15 protein-coding genes are annotated in these 16458 nt (G+C 65.9%); 12 read left to right on the forward strand and 3 right to left on the reverse strand.

Annotated features, from left to right (window positions below):
- The first annotated feature begins 10 nt into the window (after positions 1 to 10).
- Together FBZ93_RS06835 and FBZ93_RS06840 are read left to right on the forward strand one after the other, a co-directional pair.
- Positions 11 to 754, forward strand: coding sequence for an ABC transporter ATP-binding protein (locus tag FBZ93_RS06835; protein ID WP_146985169.1), 744 nt, complete (start codon positions 11 to 13; stop codon positions 752 to 754).
- On the forward strand, positions 747 to 1451 hold the full coding sequence (locus tag FBZ93_RS06840) for an ABC transporter ATP-binding protein (protein WP_146985170.1): 705 nt from the start codon (positions 747 to 749) through the stop codon (positions 1449 to 1451). The genes FBZ93_RS06835 and FBZ93_RS06840 overlap by 8 nt, the downstream gene beginning before the upstream one ends.
- Positions 1452 to 1596: 145 nt before the next feature.
- On the opposite strand, the gene FBZ93_RS06845 is transcribed toward FBZ93_RS06840, so the two are convergent.
- From FBZ93_RS06845 to FBZ93_RS06855, 3 genes are read right to left on the reverse strand one after another with little or no spacing between them, the layout of a single operon-like run.
- On the reverse strand, positions 1597 to 3540 hold the full coding sequence (locus FBZ93_RS06845; protein WP_146985171.1) for an alkyl/aryl-sulfatase: 1944 nt from the start codon (positions 3538 to 3540) through the stop codon (positions 1597 to 1599).
- 49 nt (positions 3541 to 3589) lie between these two features.
- A complete protein-coding gene (locus FBZ93_RS06850; protein WP_146985172.1) occupies positions 3590 to 5410 on the reverse strand; it encodes a flavin-containing monooxygenase in 1821 nt (606 codons plus the stop codon).
- 47 nt (positions 5411 to 5457) lie between these two features.
- A complete protein-coding gene (locus FBZ93_RS06855; RefSeq protein WP_146985173.1) occupies positions 5458 to 6702 on the reverse strand; it encodes an acyl-CoA dehydrogenase family protein in 1245 nt (414 codons plus the stop codon).
- 96 nt (positions 6703 to 6798) lie between these two features.
- Here FBZ93_RS06855 and FBZ93_RS06860 point away from each other — a divergent pair, with 96 nt between their 5' ends.
- The 10 genes from FBZ93_RS06860 to soxA all read left to right on the forward strand — a co-directional run bounded on the left by FBZ93_RS06860 (position 6799) and on the right by soxA (position 16452).
- A complete protein-coding gene (locus FBZ93_RS06860) occupies positions 6799 to 7587 on the forward strand; it encodes an IclR family transcriptional regulator (protein ID WP_074130389.1) in 789 nt (262 codons plus the stop codon).
- 45 nt (positions 7588 to 7632) lie between these two features.
- Positions 7633 to 8613, forward strand: coding sequence for a Bug family tripartite tricarboxylate transporter substrate binding protein (locus FBZ93_RS06865; protein ID WP_146985175.1), 981 nt, complete (start codon positions 7633 to 7635; stop codon positions 8611 to 8613).
- Between the two features lie 292 nt (positions 8614 to 8905).
- Positions 8906 to 10306: an MFS transporter gene (locus FBZ93_RS06870; protein WP_146985176.1), complete on the forward strand. Its 1401-nt coding sequence runs from the start codon at positions 8906 to 8908 to the stop codon at positions 10304 to 10306.
- Positions 10307 to 10459: 153 nt separating this feature from the next.
- Complete coding sequence (locus tag FBZ93_RS06875; protein WP_146985177.1) at positions 10460 to 10909, forward strand: (2Fe-2S)-binding protein; 450 nt, start codon at positions 10460 to 10462, stop codon at positions 10907 to 10909.
- Between the two features lie 22 nt (positions 10910 to 10931).
- Complete coding sequence (locus FBZ93_RS06880; RefSeq protein ID WP_146985376.1) at positions 10932 to 13118, forward strand: xanthine dehydrogenase family protein molybdopterin-binding subunit; 2187 nt, start codon at positions 10932 to 10934, stop codon at positions 13116 to 13118.
- A 57-nt stretch (positions 13119 to 13175) separates the two neighbouring features.
- Complete coding sequence (locus tag FBZ93_RS06885) at positions 13176 to 14450, forward strand: NAD(P)/FAD-dependent oxidoreductase (protein WP_146985178.1); 1275 nt, start codon at positions 13176 to 13178, stop codon at positions 14448 to 14450.
- Complete coding sequence (gene soxX / locus FBZ93_RS06890) at positions 14437 to 14892, forward strand: sulfur oxidation c-type cytochrome SoxX (protein ID WP_146985179.1); 456 nt, start codon at positions 14437 to 14439, stop codon at positions 14890 to 14892. The genes FBZ93_RS06885 and soxX overlap by 14 nt, the downstream gene beginning before the upstream one ends.
- A gap of 8 nt (positions 14893 to 14900) precedes the next feature.
- Positions 14901 to 15362, forward strand: a complete 462-nt coding sequence (locus FBZ93_RS06895; protein ID WP_146985180.1) for a SoxY-related AACIE arm protein — start codon at positions 14901 to 14903, stop codon at positions 15360 to 15362.
- Entirely contained in the window at positions 15362 to 15682 is a 321-nt protein-coding gene (gene soxZ, locus FBZ93_RS06900; protein ID WP_146985181.1) for a thiosulfate oxidation carrier complex protein SoxZ, read from the forward strand. The genes FBZ93_RS06895 and soxZ overlap by 1 nt, the downstream gene beginning before the upstream one ends.
- Positions 15679 to 16452: a sulfur oxidation c-type cytochrome SoxA gene (gene soxA, locus FBZ93_RS06905; RefSeq protein ID WP_146985182.1), complete on the forward strand. Its 774-nt coding sequence runs from the start codon at positions 15679 to 15681 to the stop codon at positions 16450 to 16452. Before soxZ ends, soxA begins: the two co-directional genes overlap by 4 nt.
- The last annotated feature ends 6 nt before the right edge of the window (positions 16453 to 16458 follow it).

Genomic DNA, 16458 nt, shown 5'->3' on the forward strand with positions numbered 1-16458 from the left:
GGTCACCCCGATGGCAGAAGCACTGGTCATCAAGGGTCTCAGCAAGCGCTTCGGCGGCCTGCGCGCCGTGCAGGATGTCAGCTTCACCGTGCAGGAGAACGAGACAGTCGCGCTGATCGGGCCGAACGGCGCTGGCAAGACCACGAGCTTTCATTTGATCACCGGATTTCACCGGCCGGACTCCGGCTCGGTGCTCGCCTTCGGTCACGAGGTCGTGGGCTTGCGGCCGCACGATGTCTGCGCGCTCGGCATGGCTCGCACCTTTCAAGTTGCAAAACCGTTCGGCGCGATGACGGTGCTCGCCAATGTGATGACCGGCGCCTTCCTGCGCGACCGCCATATCGCCGCCGCGCGTACCAAGGCCCTCGAGGCGATCGAGTTCGTCGGCCTCGGCGCCAAGGAGCAGACGCGTGCCCGCGACCTCACCACCATCGACCAGCGCCGCCTCGAGATGGCCCGCGCGCTGGCAACGCAGCCAAAAATCCTGCTGCTCGATGAGGTGATGGCCGGGCTCAATCCGGCCGAGATCGACCAGGCGGTGGCGCTGGTCAAGAAGCTCTCGGCCAGCGGCCTGACCATCGTGATCGTCGAGCACGTGATGCGCGCGATCATGGCGGTGGCCCGCCACATCGTAGTGCTGGACCACGGCCAGAAGATCGCCGAGGGCGCGCCCAAGGAGATCGTGGAGGATCCGGAAGTGATCCGCGCCTATCTCGGCTCCTACGTGCATCCGCCGGGAGACGCCCATGCTTGAGCTCTCCGGCGTCAGCGCCAGCTACGGCTCGGTGCCAGCGATCACCGATGTCAGCATCTCCGTTGGCGCGGGCGAAGCCGTCGGCCTGTTAGGCGCCAACGGCGCCGGCAAGAGCACGACGCTGCGTGCGGTCTCCGGCCTCGTCAAACTGTTCGGAGGCAAGGTCAGCTTCGACGGCGTCGACCTCGCGACGCTGCCACCGTACCGGATCCCCGAGCTCGGCATCGCGCATGTCCCCGAAGGCCGCCAGGTATTCCCCGACATGACGGTGCAGGAAAATCTCGAGATCGGCGCCTATACGCCGAAAGCCAAGGCGGACCGCGCGCGCACGATGGAGCTCGTCTACAGCATCTTCCCGCGGCTCGCCGACCGCAGGAAGCAGCTCGCCGGCACCATGAGCGGCGGCGAGCAGCAGATGGTCGCGGTCGGCCGCGGGCTGATGCTGAAGCCGCGCCTCTTGATGCTGGACGAACCCTCGCTCGGGCTCGCGCCCGTGATGACCGACGTGACCTTCGAGAAGATCGGCGAGATCCACAAGATGGGCACCGCGATCTTGTTGGTGGAGCAGAATGTCAGCCGCGCGCTGTCACTGGTGCAGCGCGCCTACGTGCTTGAAAGCGGCAATGTGATCATGCAGGGCACCAGCGCCGAGCTCGCCAACAATAAGCAGGTGCAGGCGGCGTATCTCGGGATTTGAGATAGCACTTATCGAACCGTCATCCTGAGGTGCGAGCGGAGCGAGCCTCGAAGGATGCACGGCCCGGCCGGTGGCCGTCGACCCTTCGAGACGCGCGCAAGAGCGCGCTCCTCAGGGCGACGGTCATCGCTTTGCATATGCGACCCTACGTCACCACCGTCCGCTTCGGCTCGACGATCTCCCACATCCGCGGAAATTCGTCCATCAGCATCATCAACTCGCCGAGCCGCAGCGGCTCGCCGGAGACCTTGACCTTGCCGGCGGCGACGGCTTCCGGGAATGTGGTCAGCTTGGCGATGACCTCATCCAGCACGCTGCGCGCCAGCGTGAAGCTGGCGTGCGCATCGGCGGCCTGCGCGCCCTCGATGTAAGTCAGCGCCGAGTTCTCGAGGTTGAGGACGAAGGTCTCGCCTGTGTCGGTGAAGCTCCAGTTCAGCACGATGTGCTTGCCTTCGGCCTTCGGGCCGTTGAGGCGGATGCCGAGCACATCCCAGAGCTGCCCGGTGCGCAGCGCAGCCAGCGTCTCGCGTGGCATCGGCGAGCGCGGCGGCGTCTTCGGCATGCCCTGCCGCAGCTCCTGGGCGCCGAACAGATAGGCGTTGCGCCAGGTCGAGCTCTCGGCGGCATAGCCGAGCTGCTCGAACGTGTCGGCCAGCAATGCGCGCGCCGCCTGGTTGTCGGGCTCGGCGAACACGAGATGGCTGACGGCCTGCGCGACGAAGCGGAATTCACCCTTGGCGAAGTCCGCCGCTGCGCGTTTCAGGATCGCATCGGCGCCGCCCATATACTCGACATATTTCTTGCCGGCGTCGACCGGCGGCAGCGGATCCAGATTGACCGGATTGGCGTCGTACCAGCCGAGATACTTCTGGTAGATCGCCTTCACATTGTGCCTGATATGGCCGTAGTAGCCGCGGCCGTGCCATGCACCTTCGAGGCTCTGCGGCAGCCGGATCGTCTCGGCGATCTCGACCGCGTTGAGGCCGTGGTTCATCAGCCGGATGGTCTGGTCATGCGCGTATTTGTAGAGGTCGCGCTGCTCGCGGATCATGGTGTCGATCCGCTCCCTGCCCCACACCGGCCAGTGATGCTGGCCGCACATCGCCTCGGCCTTGCCGCCCCACATCTGCAAGGCTTCGCCGAGATATTTCGACCAGGCCAGCGCGTCGCGCACATCGGCGCCGCGGAACGGCAACAGATTGTGGAAATTGTGCGTGCAGTTTTCCGCGAGGTTCAACAGCTTGTAGCGCGGAATGAAGAAATGCATCTCCGCCGGCGCTTCGCTGTTCGGCGCCATCTGGAATTCGAACTCGACGCCGTCGATCACGCGCTTGTCGCCGGTCGCGATGATCAGATCGGTCGGCCGCAGCAGCGCGACGCCGCCCGCCGCCATGGTCTTGCCGAGGCCGCAATCGACATGGCCGCGCGCGCCCTTGGCGAGGAACGGCCCGAACTGGTATTGCGCGCGGCGCAGCATCGCCGGCCCCGCGATGATGTTCTCGGAGACCGCATGCTCCATGAAGAAGTTCGGCGCGATGATCGGCACGCCCGCCGCCAGCATGGCGTCGTCGAGCACGCCGCGCGCGCCGCCCCAATGGTCGGTGTGGGTGTGGGTGAAGATCACGGCGGCGACCGGCCGCTTGCCGCGGTGCTGGAAGTACAGCTCGATCGCGGCGCGAGCGCCCTCGATCGAGGTCAAGGTGTCGACCACGATGACGCCCTTGTCGCCCTCGATCAGCGTCATGTTGGCGATGTCGAGGCCGCGCACCTGGTAGACACCCGGCACGACTTCGAACAGGCCGTGATGCATGTTGAGCCGCGACTGCCGCCACAGGCTCGGATCGACGGTCGCGGGCGCCTTCTCCTCGGAGAGGAAGCCGTAGGGCTCCAGACTCCAGACCACCCTGCCCTGCGCAGAGGCGATGCGCGCGTTCTCGATGGTGCCGAGAAAGCCGCGCGCAGCATCGTCGAAGTCACGCGTGTCGGCGAACGGCAGCGCCTTCAGCGTCGCCTCGTGCTGCGCGATGACCGGCGCGGATGCCGCCTTCGGAGCTTCGTGCGATGTCTCACCTGCGGTTGTCTGGGTCATACTCAGGCACTCCCTCGTTGGGCAGAAATCAGTCCCGATCACGCACCGCTCAGCGGAATTGCACGCCTTCGAACCGGCCGCTCCGGCGCCACTCGTCGATATACTTGAAATAGGCGAGCGCGCCCGCCGGATAGCCGACATTGAGCTTGGCTGCGGGCCCGGGCTCGCGTCCCTCATTGTTGTAATAGCCGGGCGTGCAATCGGGGCCGCCGATCATCCGGCCGACCGCGGTCAGCAGCAGCTCGACCCAGCGGTTCTCGGCTTCCTTGCTGACTTCGATTTCCTTGAAGCCATTGGCCTGCGCATGTCCGACCATCAGGGCGATGGTGCGCGCCGCTTCGGTCAGATTATGCGGCACGTTGGAGATCAAATTGGCGCCCTGCGTTGGCTGCACGAAGAACAGGTTCGGAAAGCCATGCACATGGATGCCGTGCTTGGTGCGCATGCCCTCGCCCCAATACTCCGACAGCTTGATGCCATCCTGGCCTGTCGCGTCGAAACCCGCCCGCCGCTTGTACTCGGTGCCGACCTCGAAGCCGGACGCGTAGATGATGCAATCGAGCTTGTATTCCTTGCCCGCGACGACGATCCCGTTCTCGGTGATCTCCTCGACGCCCTTGCCGTCGGTATCGACCAGATGGGTGCCGGGCGTGTTGAACGCCTGCAGATAGGCGTCGTGGAAACATGGCCGCTTGCAGAGCTGGCCATACCAGGCCTTCAAGTTCTTTGCCGTGCCGGAATCGCGCACAATGGTGTCGACCCGGTTGCGGATCTCCTCCATCTTCTCGAAGTCGGAATCCTCGAACGCCGCACGCATGTTTTCCAAGCTACGCTGCTCGCGCGGCAGCAGCATGATCTTGGCGCGGATGCGCTTGGAGAGGTCGGTCCAGCCGTCCTGCACCAGATCTTCCTCGGCCGATCCACCGGCCTGGTTGGCGGTGAAATTCTCTAGCCAGCGCTGTTGCCAGCCCGGTGTCGCGATATCGGCAAACCAGTCGGGATCGATCGGTCCGTTGCCGCGCACGTCGACCGACGACGGCGTGCGCTGGAACACATAGAGCTCCTTGCAGGCGCGCGCGAGATGCGGAATGCACTGCACCGACGTCGCGCCGGTGCCGATGATGCCGACGCGCTTGTCGGCAAGCTTCTCCATCGGCGCGCCCCGGGGATCGCCGCCGGTGTAGTCGTAATCCCAGCGGCTGGTGTGGAACGAGTGGCCCTTGAAGCGCTCGATACCGGGAATGCCGGGCAGCTTCGGCACATGCAGCGGGCCGGTGCCGATGCCGACATATTGCGCGGTGAAGGCATCGCCCCGCGTCGTGCGGATGATCCAGCGCGACTGCGCCGCGTCCCAGTCGAGGCTCGTCACCTCGGTGTGAAACAGTGCATTGTCGTAGAGCCCGAACTGCCGGCCGATCCGCTGGCAGTGCGCCAGGATCTCCGGCGCATGCGCGTATTTCTCCGACGGCATGTGGCCGGTCTCTTCGAGCAGCGGCATGTAGACCATCGACGCCGTGTCGCATTGCGCGCCGGGATACCTGTTCCAGTACCAGGTGCCGCCGAAATCGCCACCCTTCTCGACAATGCGGACATCCTTGATACCGGCCTCGGTCAGCCGCGCCGCGGTGGCGAGCCCGGCGAAGCCGCCGCCGATAAAGGCGAAGGTAACGTGGTCGGTCTTCGGCGCACGCTCCACGACCGGCGTGTAGGGATCCTCGAGATAGTGCGCGAGCTGGCCCTTGATCTGGAGATACTGGTCGTTGCCGTCGGGACGCAGCCGCTTGTTGCGCTCCTCGCGATATTTCAGGCGCAGCCGCTCCTTGTCGATCGCAGCGGGCTTTGCGTCTCGGGCTTGCTCGGTCATCGTCATCGGAAGGCGCCTCGTTCAGGGAAATTCGGTGGATACTGTAGCGCCGCTCAGGCGGGATGTGCAGCAAGATAGGGCGAGTTGGCGATCGACCAGTCCGGCATCGGCTCCATCCGGAAGATCTGCCGGAGATGCACCTCGTCGGGCCCGTCGCCGATCCGGAGCAGCCGTCCCCACGCCAGCGCCTGATGGATCGGCGTGTCGTCGGAGCCGCCCATCGCGCCGAACACCTGCATGGCGCGGTCGGCGATCTTCTGCAGCATCGCGGGCACCGCGACCTTGATCAGCGAGACGTCGCGCCAGGCGCCGTGATGGCCGGCCTGATCGAGCCGCCAGGCGCAGCGATAGGCGAGCAGCCGCGCCTGCTCCAGCTCGACGCGGGCTTCGGCGATCCAGCGCTGCACGGTGTCGTACTGGATCACGGTGCGGCCGAACGCGCTGCGCTCCGCGGCGCGCACCATCATCAATTCGATCAGCAGCTCGCAGAGCCCGATCGAGCGCATGCAGTGGTGGATACGCGCCGGCCCGAGCCGGACCTGCGCGACCTTGAAGCCCTCGCCCTCGGCGCCGAGCAGATTCTCCGCCGGCACGCGCACATTGACGAATTCAAGCTCGCCGATCGGCGCGACATGATCTTCGCAGCCCATCCAGCGCAGCCGCCGCACCAGCCGCACGCCGGGCGCATCCATCGGCACGATGATGCAGGAATGCCGGCTGGTGCGCTCGGCGCCGGCATCCGTCACCCCCATTACGATCAGGAAGCTGCAGCGGGGATGCGCGGCGCCGGTGATGAACCACTTCCGCCCGTTGATGATGTAGTGATCGCCATCGCGCACCATCCGTGTCGCGATGTTCGTCGCATCGGACGAGGCGACGTCGGGCTCGGTCATGCCGAAGGCGGAGCGCGTCTCGGCGTTGAGCAGCGGCGCCAGCCAGCGCCTCTTCTGTTCCGGCGTCGCGCAATTCTGCAACGCGATCATGTTCGGCACATCGGGCGCCTGGCAGTTGAACACCTCCGGCGCCCAGAACAGCCGCCCCATGATCTCCGCCAGCGGCGCGTAGTCGAGATTGGAAAGCCGCGTGCCCGGCTCATCGTCGGCGAGTTCAGGCAGACCGAGATTCCACAGGCCCGCCGCACGCGCCTTCTGCTGCAGCTCGGCCATGAAAGGCGGCGTGTCGCTGTGCGCGCGGACGTGGTCGAGCCAGGCGCGATGACGCGGCAGCACCTCCTTCGCGAAGAATGCCGACAGATCCCGCCGCCAACGCTCCGATCGTTCGGACAGATCGAAATCCATACCGCCTCCCGGTCCGGAGATAAGCCTATATCAAAACGATTTGCAAATTCATTTCGATATATTGACATTTCTGTCGCTTGTGGACCATTATTTCGTATGGCGGCATTGTCCTCGCTCGAACCTCAGACCGATCCGTCCTTTGCGACCACCCTGGCGCACGGGCTCGATGTGCTGGCCGCGTTCCGCAACCACGCCGGTCCGCTCTCGAATGCCGAGCTTGCCGAGCACACCGGCCTGTCGCGGCCGACCGTCTCGCGCCTGACCTACACGCTGGAGCAGCTCGGCTATCTCAGGCGCGATCCCAAGGGCCGCTTCGTGCTTGGGCTCGGCGTGCTCGCCGCCGCCTATCCGGTGCTGTCGTCGCTCAAGGTCCGCCAGCTCGCGCGGCCGCTGATGCGCGACTTCGCCGCCTACACCGGCGGCACGGTATCGATCGCGATGCCGTTCGGGCTCGACTTCATCTATGTCGAGACGCTGCGCACCACGGACGCGGTGCCGCACGTGCCTGACGTCGGCTTCGTCTCCTCGCTGGCGCCGACCGCGGTCGGCCGCGCGCTGTTGTCGCTGTTCACCAAGGAGGAACGCGACGCCTATGTCGCGCGCGTCAAGGCCGAGCGTCCCGAGGAGCTCGACTATGTCGAGCGGCGCACGCTGCCGGACATCGAGCTCTGCAACGAGCGCGGCTTCGCCGTCTCGCTCGGCGAATGGCGGCGCGAGATTTTTGGCGTCGCCGCGCCGCTCTACCGCACCCCCGCCGGCGAATGCCTGTCGGTCAATTGCGGCATCCCCTCGTTCCGCTTCAGCGCCGAGCAGATCGAGCGGGAATGCGGGCCGCGCATCCTCGGCCTCGCCCGCAGCATCCGCTCGCTGGTGACGAATTACTAGAACACGCATCGCAACGAACGATGCGGCACATCTGGGGAGGGATACATGCGTGGCATCACGACCGCGATCGCCTTGCTCGTGGGCGTCATCACGGCGCTGAGCGGCAGCATCGATGCACGGGCGCAAGACAATTATCCGAGCCGGCCGATCCACATCATCGTGCCCTACCCTGCCGGCGGCATCGTCGATATCGTTGCGCGCGCCGTGACCGAGCAGGTCGGCCGCGACTGGAAGCAGACCGTCGTGGTGGAGGCGCGCCCCGGCGGCAACAGCAATATCGGCACCGCTGCGGTCGCGCGCAGCGAGCCGGACGGCTACACCTGGCTCGTCACCGGCCCCGCTCTGCTGGTCAACCCCGACCTCTACAAGCACGCCGGTTGGAACGCGGCCAGGGACTTCACATGCGTCGGCCTTGCGGTCTGGAATCAGAGCGTGGCGCTGGTGCATCCGTCGATGCCGGTGAAGACGATCGGCGAATTCGTCGAGCTGGCGCGCAAGCAGCCCGGAGAATTCAACTTCGGCAATCCGGGCACCGGATCGTCGATCGACCTCAGCGCGCAGAAGCTGTTTCAGGTCGCCGGTATCAAGCTGACCAATGTCGGCTACAAGGGCCAACCCCAGGCCTTGATCGACCTGATGACCAACCTGATGCATTTCGAGATCGTCTCGCTCGAACTCGCGCTGCCGCACATCAAGGCCGGTAGCGTCAAGCCGCTCGCGGTGTTCACCGACAAGCGCGTCCCCGACCTGCCGGACGTTCCGACGATCGCGGAAGCCGGCTTTGCCGAGGCCGCCTACGTTCCCTGGTACGGGATCTACCTGCCGGCCGCGACGCCGGCGCCGCTGCTTGCGAAGATCAATGCGGCGATCAACAAGGCGTTGCAGAACCCCGACGTGCAGCGGCAACTCGCGATCGCCAACATTCCGGGCAAGCCGATGTCACTCGATGAGCTCGCCGCGCTGATGAAGACCGATCGGCAGAAGCTGACGACGGTGATCAAGACATCTGGAATGGCGTTGCAGTAGAGTGTGATTTAGCTATCAAAGGGCCAAGTTCACGGTGTCATCACTCGCGCATCAACGCCGGGCGATGACAGATCGGGTGGCAACGAGACTCTTTCCACTTGTCGTCCCGGCGAAGGCCGGGACGACACCGGAGTTTGTTGCGCTGTCGGCGAGCCACGCATCTCCATTCTCGCCCGCACCCTGCCGGTGCGCCCTCCCCGGCAAGGCCGCTTCGCATACGCATCATGCAATGGCGCGGCTGGGGAACGGGATGCCGGCGTAGTACATGGCGATCCCGGAGACATTTTCAGGCATGCTCGAGAAGACCCCGATCACCGGCGCGGCAGCGGCGCCGATCACCGATGGATTGCCGTGGGAGACCCGCCGCTGGGCGGTGGCCGCGATCTTCACGGCGCTGGCGATGGCCTCGCTCGACACCGCGATCGCCAACATCGCGCTGCCGGCGATCGCCAACGATCTGCATGTCAGCCCTGCGGAGGTGGTCTGGGTCGTCAACGTCTACCAGATCGCGCTGGTCGCGACGCTGCTGCCGCTCGGCGCGCTCGGCGAAATCGTCGGCCACCAGCGGATCTATCTCGGCGGCCTCCTGCTGTTCACATTGGCGTCACTCGGCTGTGCGTTGGCGTGGTCGCTGCCGAGCCTCCTGGTCGCGCGAACCCTACAGGGGCTCGGCGCCAGCGGACTGATGAGCGTCAACACCGCGCTGGTGCGCTTCGTCTACCCGAGCCGGATGCACGGCCGCGGCTTCGGCCACAATGCGCTTGTGGTTGCGACCGCGTTTACATTGGGACCAACCATTGCCTCCGGCATCCTCGCGCTCGGGACCTGGCCCTGGCTGTTCGCCGTCAACCTTCCCTTCGGCGTCGTCGCATTGCTGATCGGCCTGAAGACGCTGCCGAAGACGCCGCGCGCCAAGCACGCCTTCGACTTTCTCGGCGCGGCGCTGGCCTGTGCCTGCCTCGGCCTCTTCATCATCGGCATCGGCAGCGCGGCGCACAAGGCAGCGCCGGCGCTGGTCATCGCCGAGCTGGTCGGCGCGCTCGTATTCGGCTGGATCCTGACCCGGCGGCATGCCGATCATCCGGCGCCGATGCTGCCGATCGACCTGTTCCGCCGGCCGATCTTCGCGCTGTCGGCCGCGACCGCGGTCTGCTCATTCGCTGTGCAGGGCCTCGCCTTCGTCTCCCTGCCGTTCTACTTCGAGGACATCCTGCATCGCTCGCAGGTCGAGACCGGCTTCTTCATGACGCCCTGGCCGCTGGTGGTCGCCTTCATGGCGCCGATCGGCGGCCGGCTGTCGGACCGCTATCCCGCCGGCATCCTCGGCGGCATCGGCATGCTGCTGCTCGGGCTTGGCATGGTGCTGCTGGCGACTCTGCCGCCGGAGCCCAGCGTCGCCAACATCGTCTGGCGCACCATGATCTGCGGCATCGGTTTCGGCTTCTTCCAGACCCCCAACATGAAGGCGATCATGTCGAGCGCGCCGTCGCATCGCAGCGGCAGCGCCAGCGGCATCGTTGCGACCGCGCGGCTGATCGGGCAGACCACCGGCGCCGCACTCGCGGCGCTTTGCTTCGCATTGGCCGATCGCGAGGGCGCGACGGTCGCGCTGGCGCTTGGTGCCGGATTTGCCGCGCTCGGCAGCGTCATGAGCTTCCTGCGCCTGGCCGTCGCCTCACCGCAAAAGACATGACAGGCATGTTGCGCGTGCAGTGCGCGACCAAACACCACAGCATCAACTTTCTTCCGCGCTGCAAACGCATTTTCTTGATTTGAACCGTTCCAGTTTCGAGGCCAACATCGCGCTGGAGTCCGATCGGAGGATCGGACCATTCAGGGGAAAGCGATGGCAAGCCTCAAAATCAACGGCAAGACAATCAATGTAGACGTCGAGGACGACACGCCACTGCTGTGGGCGATCAGAGAGAATGTCGGACTGACGGGGACCAAATACGGCTGCGGCATTGCACAATGCGGCGCCTGCACCGTGCATGTCGACGGAGTCGCGATGCGCTCCTGCGGCGTCACGGTCGGTGAGGTGGCCGGCAAGGACATCACCACCATCGAGGGCCTCGCGGCGGGCGGCGTGATGCACAAGGTGCAGCTCGCCTGGATCGCCAGCGACGTGCCGCAATGCGGCTATTGCCAGAGCGGCATGATCATGGCCGTCGCGGCGCTGCTGAAGGAGAATCCGAAGCCGAGCGACGACGACATCAACGACGCCATCACCAATATCTGCCGTTGCGGCACCTTCCAGCAGGTCCGCGAGGCGATCCATGCTGCCGCGAACGCGTGAGGAGGCAGCCATGAATCTGCAAATCAACCAGCACGTCATGCCGAAGCTCAACCGCCGCGCCTTCGTGATCGGTACGGCCACCGCCGGCGCCGGCCTCGCGCTCGGCCTCGATCTGCCGTTCGGCGGCCCTGCCGTGGTGCGCGCGGCCGACGGCGCGCCTGAAGTAAACGCTTGGGTCGTGATCCGGCCCGACGATACCGTGGTGATCCGCATCGCCCGCTCCGAGATGGGCCAGGGCACGCTGACCGGCCTCGCCCAGCTCGTCGCCGAAGAACTGGAGTGCGACTGGTCGAAGGTCACCACAGAATATCCGACGCCCGGCCAGAGCGTCGCCCGCAAGCGGGCCTGGGGCGATTTCTCCACCGGCGGCAGCCGCGGCATCCGCACCTCGCAGGACTATGTCCGCAAGGGCGGCGCCACCGCGCGCGTGATGTTGATCCAGGCCGCGGCCAACGAGTGGAAGGTGCCGGCCGCCGAGTGCAAGGTCTCCAACGGGGTCATCACCCACACGGCGTCGGGCAAGACCACGACCTACGGCAAGGTCGCCGAAGCCGCCGCCAAGCTCGAGCCGCCGGCCGACGTCAAGCTGAAGGACCCGAAGGACTGGACCATCGCCGGCAAGGGCCTGAAACGGCTCGACACCGTCGACAAGACCACCGGCAAGATGATCTACGGCATCGACGTCAAGCTGCCGGGCATGTTGAACGCCGCGATCAAGGACTGCCCGGTGTTCGGCGGCAAGGTGAAGAGCTTTGACGAGGCCAAGATCGCCAACATGAAGGGCGTCAAGAAGGTGGTGCCGGTCGGCGACAGCGCGGTTGCCGTCGTCGCCGACACCTGGTGGCACGCCAAGACTGCGCTGGATGCGCTGCCGATCGTCTGGGACGAAGGCGACAACGCAAAGGTCTCCAGCGAGACGATCGCGAAATGGCTTGCCGAAGGTCTCGACAATGCGCAGCCGGCCTATGTCGGCAACCAGAACGGCGACGCCAAGGCCGCGATCGCGAGCGGGGCGAAGAAGGTGGAAGCGGTCTACAGCTATCCCTACCAGAACCACGCCACGATGGAGCCGATGAACGCCACCGTGCTCTACACGCCTGATAAATGCGAGGTGTGGTGCGGCACGCAGAATGGCGAAGCGGCGTTCGCGGCGGCGCTCGAGGCTTCCGGCCTGCCGGCCGAGAAGGTCGACGTGCACAAGCTGATGCTCGGCGGCGGCTTCGGCCGGCGCGGCATGACCGACTATGTCCGGCAGGCGGTGGCGATCGCCAAGCAGATGCCGGGCACGCCGGTCAAGCTGCTGTGGTCGCGCGAAGAGGATATGCAGCACGGCAAATATCACCCGGTCACGCAGTGCAAGCTGACCGGCGCGTTCGATGCCGACAACAACCTGGTCGCGCTGCACTACCGGCTGTCGGGCCAATCCATCCTGTTCTCGGTGCGCCCGGAAGCGCTGCAGAACGGCATGGACCCCGCCGCGTTCCAGGGCGTCGCGCAATCCGGCGAGGCCGCGATCGGCTATTCGGTGCCGAATCTGCTGGTCGAGCATTCGATGCGCAATCCGCACGTCCCGCCCGGCTTCTGGCGCGGCGTCAACGTCAATCACAACGCGATCTACATGGAATGCTTCATGGACGAGCTCGCCTTGGCCGCCGGCCAGGACCCGCTCGAATTCCGTCGCAAGCTGATGGGCAAGCACCCCAAGCATCTTGCCGTGCTCAACGCCGTGGCCGAGAAGATCGGCTGGGGCACGCCGGCGCCGCAGGGCGTCTATCGGGGCATCGCGCAGGTGATGGGCTATGGCAGCTATGTTGCCGGCGCGGCCGAGATCTCGGTGACCGACGGCAGCAAGATCAAGGTGCATCGCATCGTCGCCTCCACCGATCCCGGCTATGTCGTCAATCCGGCGCAGGTGGAGCGGCAGATCGCGGGCTCCTTCGTTTACGGCCTCAGCGCGCTGTTCTACGGCGGCTGCACCGTGAAGGACGGCCGCATCGAGCAGACCAATTTCGACACCTACAACTCGATGCGCATCAACGAAATGCCCAAGGTGGAGGCGGTGATGGTGCCGAGCGGTGGGTTCTGGGGCGGCGTCGGCGAGCCGACCATCGGCGTTGCCGCACCGGCGGTGCTCAACGCCTATTTCGCGGCCACGGGAAAACGCATCCGCTCGTTCCCGCTGCGCAACCAGAATATCTCCTTCGCCTGATCAAACCAGAAGCGGCGGTCTGAGCGGCCGCCGCTTCCTTTTTCCGGATTGTCGTGCATGGCCGTCACGCGTCATCCGACGCGCAGGGATGTGGTCCGTGGCGCCGCTGCCGTCGCAGCGGCGGCCGGACTGGCACGTCCATCGCTGGCGCAAGCCGCGCCACGCGTCGCGGTGATCGGCGGCGGCTTCGGCGGCGCGGCCTGCGCGCGGGCGCTGCGGCGGCTCAATGCAAACCTCCAGGTCACGCTGATCGAGCCGAACAAGACGTTTACCGCCTGCCCGTTCAGCAACGAGGTGATCGCAGGCCTGCGTGAGATCTCCGCGCAGCAATTCAGCTATGACAGGGTCGCAGCCGACGGCATCACGGTCGCCGCACAGGCGGCCATCAAGGTCGACGCCCAGGCACGCAGCATCACGCTCGCTGATGGCACGACGCTCTCCTACGACCGGCTTGTGCTGGCCCCCGGCATCGACATGCACTTCGATGCCCTCCCCGGCTATGACGAGGCCGCCACCGAAAAGATGCCGCACGCCTGGAAGGCCGGCGAGCAAACGCTGCTGCTGCGCAGGCAGCTCGAAGCGATGGACGATGGCGGCCTGGTCGTCATCGCGGTGCCGGCCGCGCCGCTGCGCTGTCCGCCGGCGCCTTACGAGCGCGCCAGCCTGATCGCGCATTACCTGAAGGCGAACAAACCGAAGTCGAAGATCCTGGTGCTCGACGCCAAGGACAATTACTCGCAGCAGAAGCTGTTCGAGAAGGCCTGGGCGGAGCTCTATCCCGGCATGATCGAGCGGATCGCACTGTCGCAGGGCGGCCGCGTGACGTCGGTCAATCCGACGACGAACGAGATCGTCACCGACTTCGGCAATTACACCGCGGCGGTCGCCAACGTGATCCCGCCGCAACGCGCCGGCCGTATCGCGGAGATCGCCGGCGCCGCCGACCACACCGGCTGGTGCCCGATCGATCCGGTGACCTTCGCCTCGAAGCTCGTGCCCAACATTCACGTCATCGGCGATGCCGCGATCGCCGGCGGCATTCCGAAATCCGCCTCCGCGGCGGCGGCGCAAGGCCGGGCCTGTGCGGCCGCGATCGTCAACGCGCTGGCGGACAAGGCGCCGGAGACGCCGCGACTCGACGGCGCCTGCTACAACACGGTCGCGCCGGGCTACGCCTTCTCGCTGAAAGGCATCTATCAGCCGAAGGAGGATCAGTACGCCGAGGCGGAGGTGACCACGAGCCCGGTCGATGCGCCGCGCGAAGTGCGCCAGCGCGAGGCCGATGAGGCGGTCGAGTGGTTCAGGACCATCACGGGAGATGCCTTTGGCTAGGCGCTCCCTCATCGTACTGCTCGCAGCGGCCGCATTCGCGGCCTGCGCGCCCGCCGGCGCCGAGGAGCTGCGGCCCTACACTGTGGTCGGCGATGCGATTCCAGCCTCGCTGACGGGAACCAGAGGCGACGCCACTCGCGGCCGTGCACTCGTGGTCGAGCGTTCCTCCACTTGCATCCTCTGCCACAGCGGCCCATTTCCCGAACAGGCGTTCCAGGGCGACCTCGCGCCGAACCTTTCCGGAAGCGGCAGCCGCTGGTCGGAAGGACAGTTGCGGCTCCGCCTGGTCGACGCGGCGCATCTCAATGCGACGACGATCATGCCGTCCTATTATCGCGTCGACGGGCTCACGCGCGTCGGCAATTCATGGCGCGGCAAGCCGATCCTGTCGGCGGAGCAGATCGAGGATATCGTGGCCTATCTGGTGACGTTGCGGAACTAGGATCAAGCATGGCGAATTCTGAGCACACCCGGCGAACGTTTTTCGGCCTCACCGGCGGCGCCGCGGCAATGGTGATCGTGCGCCCTGCCGACGCAACACCGGCGATGCTGTCCGCCGCGATCCGCAACGTCGTCGGCGAAGCCAATGTGCGCACCGGCAAGGTCAAGCTTGAGATCCCGCCGCTGGTCGAGAACGGCAACACGGTGCCGATGACGGTCAGCGTCACCAGCCCGATGACGGCCGACGAATATGTGAAGAGCATCCACGTCTTCAACGAGAAGAACCCGCAGCCGAACATCGGCAATTTCTATCTCGGGCCGCGCGCCGGACGCGCCCAGGTGTCGACCCGCATCCGCCTCGCGGACAGCCAGAAAGTCACCGCCATCGCGCGGCTGTCCGACGACACGTTCTGGTCGGCGACCGCAGACGTCGTGGTGACGCTCGCCGCCTGCACCGAGGAGGCGATCTGATGCCGTCGGCCCTGATCAACGTGCCGAAGAAGGCCAAGCGCGGCGACATCATCGAGATCAAGACCCTGATGTCGCACATCATGGAGACCGGCTATCGCCACACTGCATCCGGCGACGTGGTGCCGCGCGACATCATCACGAGCTTCACCTGCCGCTTCAACGGCACCGAAGTGTTCCGCGCCGATCTTTATCCGGCGATCGCGGCCAATCCGTTCATCACCTTCTTCACCACCGTGACCGAGAGCGGCAAGTTCGAGTTCGAATGGATCGGCGACAAGGGGTTTTCGGAGACCGCATCGGCTTCGATCACGGTCGAATGAGGGTTGCGGCCTGCATCGCGCTGCTGACGGCGATGGCGGGCGCGGCGCTCGCCGCCGAGATTCCGCTGGATCAGCGCCGCTCCGGCTACAGCTTCATGAGCGCGGACACCAAGGCGATGCAGGACGAGGACACCGACAATCCCGGCATGCTCTCGGTGCTCGACGGCGAGACGCTGTGGAAGCGCAAGGCCGGCACCGCGGACAAGGCCTGCGCCGACTGCCATAATGACGCACACGTCAGCATGAAAGGCGTCGCGGCGCACTACCCGGCGTTCGAGAAGGCCTTTGGCAAGCCGGTCGATCTCGAAGCGCGGATCAACCTCTGCCGCACCAACCACCAGCAGGCCTCGCCGTTTGCCTATGAAAGCCGTGAGCTGCTGGCGCTGACCGCTTATGTCGCGCAGCAATCGCGCGGCGTGCCGATTGCGCCCGGCGACGATCCGGAGCTCGCGCCGTTCGTCGAGAAGGGCCACGCGCTGTTCATGCAGCGGCAGGGCCAGCTCAATCTGGCCTGCGCCAATTGCCACGACGATAATTGGGACAAGAAGCTCGCGGGCAGCGCGATCACGCAGGGACAGCCGACGGGCTATCCGCTGTACCGGCTGGAGTGGCAGGCGCTCGGATCGCTGCAGCGGCGGCTGCGCGCCTGCATCACCGGCATCCGTGCGCAGGCCTATGATTACGGCTCGCCCGAGCTGGTCGAGCTCGAGCTCTATCTGATGTCGCGGGCGCGGGGCATGCCGGTGGAGACGCCGGCGGTGAGGCCTTGATCATGC

The organism is Bradyrhizobium macuxiense (assembly GCF_007993935.1).
GTDB lineage: Bacteria > Pseudomonadota > Alphaproteobacteria > Rhizobiales > Xanthobacteraceae > Bradyrhizobium > Bradyrhizobium macuxiense_A.

What these genes read in the sequence shown, in the direction of transcription:
- FBZ93_RS06870 (WP_146985176.1), top strand. Translation starts at nt 8,906, where the DNA reads ATGCTCGAGAAGACCCCGATCACCGGCGCGGCAGCGGCGCCGATCACC.
- FBZ93_RS06850 (WP_146985172.1), bottom strand. Translation starts at nt 5,410, where the DNA reads ATGACGATGACCGAGCAAGCCCGAGACGCAAAGCCCGCTGCGATCGAC.
- FBZ93_RS06840 (WP_146985170.1), top strand. Translation starts at nt 747, where the DNA reads ATGCTTGAGCTCTCCGGCGTCAGCGCCAGCTACGGCTCGGTGCCAGCG.
- FBZ93_RS06895 (WP_146985180.1), top strand. Translation starts at nt 14,901, where the DNA reads ATGGCGAATTCTGAGCACACCCGGCGAACGTTTTTCGGCCTCACCGGC.
- soxZ (WP_146985181.1), top strand. Translation starts at nt 15,362, where the DNA reads ATGCCGTCGGCCCTGATCAACGTGCCGAAGAAGGCCAAGCGCGGCGAC.
- soxA (WP_146985182.1), top strand. Translation starts at nt 15,679, where the DNA reads ATGAGGGTTGCGGCCTGCATCGCGCTGCTGACGGCGATGGCGGGCGCG.
- soxX (WP_146985179.1), top strand. Translation starts at nt 14,437, where the DNA reads ATGCCTTTGGCTAGGCGCTCCCTCATCGTACTGCTCGCAGCGGCCGCA.
- FBZ93_RS06855 (WP_146985173.1), bottom strand. Translation starts at nt 6,702, where the DNA reads ATGGATTTCGATCTGTCCGAACGATCGGAGCGTTGGCGGCGGGATCTG.
- FBZ93_RS06885 (WP_146985178.1), top strand. Translation starts at nt 13,176, where the DNA reads ATGGCCGTCACGCGTCATCCGACGCGCAGGGATGTGGTCCGTGGCGCC.
- FBZ93_RS06860 (WP_074130389.1), top strand. Translation starts at nt 6,799, where the DNA reads ATGGCGGCATTGTCCTCGCTCGAACCTCAGACCGATCCGTCCTTTGCG.
- FBZ93_RS06865 (WP_146985175.1), top strand. Translation starts at nt 7,633, where the DNA reads ATGCGTGGCATCACGACCGCGATCGCCTTGCTCGTGGGCGTCATCACG.
- FBZ93_RS06875 (WP_146985177.1), top strand. Translation starts at nt 10,460, where the DNA reads ATGGCAAGCCTCAAAATCAACGGCAAGACAATCAATGTAGACGTCGAG.
- FBZ93_RS06845 (WP_146985171.1), bottom strand. Translation starts at nt 3,540, where the DNA reads ATGACCCAGACAACCGCAGGTGAGACATCGCACGAAGCTCCGAAGGCG.
- FBZ93_RS06835 (WP_146985169.1), top strand. Translation starts at nt 11, where the DNA reads ATGGCAGAAGCACTGGTCATCAAGGGTCTCAGCAAGCGCTTCGGCGGC.